Genomic DNA, 4,544 nt, shown 5'->3' on the forward strand with positions numbered 1-4,544 from the left:
CGTTATTCGTCTCTGACGCGCATGTCAGAGACGAATAACGCCACCGCATCGTGGCGCGCCCGGGTCTCGGCGAGGTCCGTCGCCGGACCGGAGAGACGGCGTTCCAGCAGGCGCGCGCCCGCCGCCGTCATGGTCCGGTCGAGGACATGGAGAAGGCTCCCCTGCCGCGCGCCCGCAAGGCTCCGCGTGAGTTCGAGGTTCCGCCGCGTCGCCACGTCGAGCTGGAGAAGCCGCGAGGCCGAATGACGCCGCGGCGGACGGAGGAGGGGCAGCGACCCCTTCTGCGTCAGCTCGAGATAGTCGACCAGCGCACCCAGGGCCGACAGTTCGGCGCGCGAAAAGCTCCCGAAGCCGTCGAGCGCGCCGACCGAGAAGATCGAGGCGAGCCGCTTTTCGGCCGATGCGGAATCGAAGCTGCCGGGGCCGAGCGGGGTGACGGCGGCCCCCGTCTCGGCCAGTGTGTCCTGCCGGGCGACGTCCATGTCGGCGTGGATCAGCACCTCGCGCGCCGAAAGACGGGCGAGCTCCGGCCCGAGGCGCACCGGCGCGCAGGGCATCACGTTCAGGTCGCCGGTGGAGATGTCGGCCCAGGCCAAGGCCCCCTCGCCCCGCACCGCGGCGAAGGCGGCGAGATAGTTGTGCGCCCGCGCGTCGAGGAGCGCGTCCTCGGTCAGCGTCCCCGGCGTGACGAGGCGCACCACCTCGCGCCGGACGACCGACTTGGCGCCGCGCTTCTTGGCTTCGGCCGGGTCCTCCATCTGCTCGCAGACGGCCACGCGGAAGCCCTTGCGGATCAGCGTCAGAAGATAGCTCTCGGCGGAATGGACCGGGACGCCGCACATCGGGATGTCCTCGTCCTGGTGCTTGCCGCGCTTGGTCAGCGCGATGTCCAGCGCCTCGGCCGCCGCGACGGCGTCCTCGAAGAACATCTCGTAGAAATCGCCCATGCGGTAGAACAGGAGAGCGTCGGCGTGCTGCGCCTTGATCTCCAGGTACTGCGCCATCATCGGCGTGACGTGCGCGTTCATCGCATCCCCCGTCCTGCGCGGGAGAAAGCTACCGAACGTGTCCGGCGGATTGAAGCGTCAATTCCGCCGGGACCACCAAATCTTGTGGATCACTTCGCGAGGTCATCCCAGAACTTGCGCACCTTGTCGAAGAAGCCGCTGGCGTCGGGGTTGTTCGACTTGGCGCAGCTTTCCTCGAACCGGCGCAGCAGTTCCTTCTGCTCGGCGTTGAGCTTCACCGGCGTCTCGACGGCGAGCTCGATGTACATGTCGCCGATCCCGCTGCCGCGGAGCGCGGGCATCCCCTTGCCGCGCAGGCGCATCTGCCGCCCCGACTGCGAGCCTTCGGGCACCTTCACGCGCGAGCGGCCGCCATCGATCGTCGGCACCTCGACCTCGCCGCCCAGCGCCGCGCGCGTCATCGGCACGGGCACCCGGCAGTAGAGGTCCATGCCGTCGCGCTGGAACAGCGGATGGTCGGCCACCTCGATGAAGATGTAGAGGTCGCCCGCCGGTCCGCCGCGCAGGCCCGCCTCGCCCTCGCCGGACAGGCGGATGCGCGTGCCGGTCTCCACCCCCGCGGGGATGTTCACGGAGAGCGCGCGGTCCTTCTGGACGCGGCCGGCGCCGGCGCAGGTCTTGCAGGGGTTCTTGACGATCTGGCCCACGCCCGAGCAGGTCGGGCAGGTGCGCTCGACCGTGAAGAAGCCCTGCTGCGCCCGAACCTTGCCCATGCCGGAGCAGGTGGGGCAGGTGACGGGCTCGGACCCACCCTCGGAGCCGGTGCCGCTGCACGCGCCGCAGGCAACGGCGGTCGGCACGGTGATCTGCTTCTGGAGGCCCGAATACGCGTCCTCGAGGCCGATGCTGAGATTGTAGCGCAGGTCGGAGCCCCGCGTCGCACGGCCGCGCCGCGCGCCGCCGCGCTGTCCGCCCATGAAGTCGCCGAAGAGATCCTCGAACACGTCCGAGAAGGCCGAGGCGAAGTCGCCCTGGCCCGGCGCGCCGCCGAAGCCGCCCGCCCGAGCCCCGCCGGCCATCCCGCCGTCGAAGGCCGCGTGGCCGAAGCGGTCATAGGCGGCCTTCTTGTCGGCATCCTTGAGCACGTCGTAGGCCTCGTTCACTTCCTTGAACTTGGCCTCGGCGTCTGGCTTGTCCGCGTTGCGGTCCGGGTGAAGCTCCTTCGCCTTCGCGCGGTAGGCCTTCTTGATCTCCTCGGCAGAGGCGCCTTTCGAGACCCCGAGAACCTCGTAGTAATCGCGCTTTGCCATGTCGTCCCTTCCTTGAACGCACGGACCGGCCGAGGCATCCCACGGCCGGTCTCATGGGGGTCACGTCACTCGGGTCAGCCGCGCTTGCGGTCGTCGTCGAGGTCCTCGAAGTCGGCGTCCACGATGTCGTCGTCCACCGGACGCGCGCCGTCATCGTCGTCACCGCTCTCGGCTTCTTCGGTCTGGGCCTTGTAGATCGCCTCGCCCAGCCGCATCGACGCCTCGGTGACGTTCTGGATGCCGCCCTTGATCTTGCCGACGTCCTCGGTCTCGATCTGCTCCTTGAGGTTCTTCACGGCCAGCTCGATCGCCTCGACGGTCGAGGGGTCGACCTTGTCGCCATGCTCCTCGATCGACTTCTCGGTCGAGTGGATGAGGCTTTCGGCCTGGTTGCGCGCCTCGACGAGCTCGCGGCGCTTCTTGTCGGCCTCCGCGTTCTCCTCGGCGTCGCGAACCATCCGGTCGATGTCCTCGTCGCTGAGGCCGCCCGACGCCTGGATCGTGATCTTCTGCTCCTTGCCGGTGCCCTTGTCGCGCGCCGAGACGGAGACGATGCCGTTTGCGTCGATGTCGAACGTCACCTCGATCTGCGGCACGCCGCGCGGGGCGGGCGGGATCTGCTCGAGGTTGAACTGGCCGAGCATCTTGTTGTCGGCCGCCATCTCGCGCTCGCCCTGGAAGACGCGGATCGTGACGGCGTTCTGGTTGTCCTCGGCCGTCGAGAAGATCTGCGACTTCTTCGTCGGGATAGTCGTGTTGCGGTCGATCAGGCGCGTGAAGACACCGCCCAGCGTCTCGATGCCGAGCGACAGCGGCGTCACGTCGAGCAGCACCACGTCCTTCACGTCGCCCTGGAGGACCCCCGCCTGGATCGCGGCACCCATGGCGACGACCTCGTCGGGATTGACGCCCTTGTGCGGCTCCTTCCCGAAGAACTTGGTCACTTCCTCGATGACGCGCGGCATCCGGGTCATGCCGCCGACGAGAACGACCTCGTCGATCTCGCCCTTCGACAGGCCCGCATCCTTCAGCGCCGCGGCGCAGGGCTTCAGCGACTTCTGGATCAGGTCGCCCACTAGGCTCTCCAGCTTGGCGCGCGTGAGCTTCATGACGAGGTGCAGCGGCTGGCCGTTCGATCCCATCGAGATGAAGGGCTGGTTGATCTCGGTCTGGCTCGCGCTCGACAGCTCGATCTTCGCCTTCTCGGCCGCTTCCTTCAGGCGCTGGAGCGCCATCTTGTCGTTCGTCAGGTCGACGCCGTTCTCTTTCTTGAACTCGTCGGCGAGGTAGTTGACGATCCGCATGTCGAAGTCCTCGCCGCCGAGGAACGTGTCCCCGTTGGTGGACTTCACCTCGAAGAGGCCGTCGTCGATCTCGAGGATCGTGATGTCGAAGGTGCCGCCGCCGAGGTCGTAGACCGCGATCGTGCGCGACTCCTTCTTGTCGAGACCGTAGGCCAGCGCGGCCGCCGTCGGCTCGTTGATGATGCGCAGCACCTCGAGGCCCGCGATCTTGCCGGCGTCCTTGGTCGCCTGGCGCTGGGCGTCATTGAAGTAGGCGGGAACGGTGATGACGGCCTGCGTCACCTCCTCGCCGAGATAGCTCTCGGCGGTTTCCTTCATCTTGCCGAGGATCTGCGCCGAGATCTGGGCGGGGCTGAACTTCTCGCCCTTCACCTCGACCCAGGCATCGCCGTTGCCGCCGTCCACGATCTTGTAGGGGACGAGCTTCTTGTCCTTTTCCACCTCGGCATCGCCGAGACGGCGGCCGATCAGGCGCTTGACGGCGAAGATGGTGTTTTCGGGGTTGGTGACGGCCTGCCGTTTGGCAGGCTGGCCGACGAGACGCTCGTCGTCGGTGTAGGCGACGATGGACGGGGTCGTCCGCGCGCCTTCGGAGTTCTCGATCACCCGCGGCTGGCTGCCATCCATGATGGCCACGCAGGAATTCGTGGTGCCCAGGTCGATACCGATCACTTTGGCCATGATCTCAGGTCCCTTTCTTCAAGCGAACAGGCGGGCTCGGGTCCGATCGCGGCCCCCTTGCCGCCCAGTATTGCCTCTCGTGATGATCGGCCGGATAGCACGTCCGACCGCTTCCGGGCGTATATAAGAAGGGCCCCATGACGCTGCAAGCGCCGTGGAGGACCGCGGTGACCGAGAGGTGGAGATGACACGGATCGACGTGAACCACGCGCTGGTGCTGCCGGGGCTGCTCGACCCCGCGGGCCAGGCGGCACTTCTGGAGGAGGTCCGGGCGGTCGTCC

General features: G+C 67.6%; 2 protein-coding genes and 1 pseudogene. All 3 read right to left on the minus strand.

Translation table 11 applies throughout. The features are described from left to right. Positions 1–5: 5 nt before the first annotated feature. Positions 6–1,028 (minus strand): annotated as a pseudogene (locus ACTS11_RS17860) (DNA mismatch repair protein MutS); the annotation flags it as partial. Between the two features lie 89 nt (positions 1,029–1,117). Continuing rightward, a complete protein-coding gene (gene dnaJ, locus ACTS11_RS17865; RefSeq protein WP_442641648.1) occupies positions 1,118–2,278 on the minus strand; it encodes a molecular chaperone DnaJ in 1,161 nt (386 codons plus the stop codon). A gap of 74 nt (positions 2,279–2,352) precedes the next feature. Then, positions 2,353–4,263, minus strand: coding sequence for a molecular chaperone DnaK (gene dnaK, locus ACTS11_RS17870; RefSeq protein WP_442641649.1), 1,911 nt, complete (start codon positions 4,261–4,263; stop codon positions 2,353–2,355). Positions 4,264–4,544: the final 281 nt, after the last annotated feature.

Origin of the sequence: Roseicyclus sp. (assembly GCF_052168335.1) — a bacterium.
GTDB lineage: Bacteria > Pseudomonadota > Alphaproteobacteria > Rhodobacterales > Rhodobacteraceae > Roseibacterium.

Coding starts and splice junctions, on each gene's coding strand:
- dnaK (WP_442641649.1), bottom strand. CDS start 4,263: ATGGCCAAAGTGATCGGTATCGACCTGGGCACCACGAATTCCTGCGTG.
- dnaJ (WP_442641648.1), bottom strand. CDS start 2,278: ATGGCAAAGCGCGATTACTACGAGGTTCTCGGGGTCTCGAAAGGCGCC.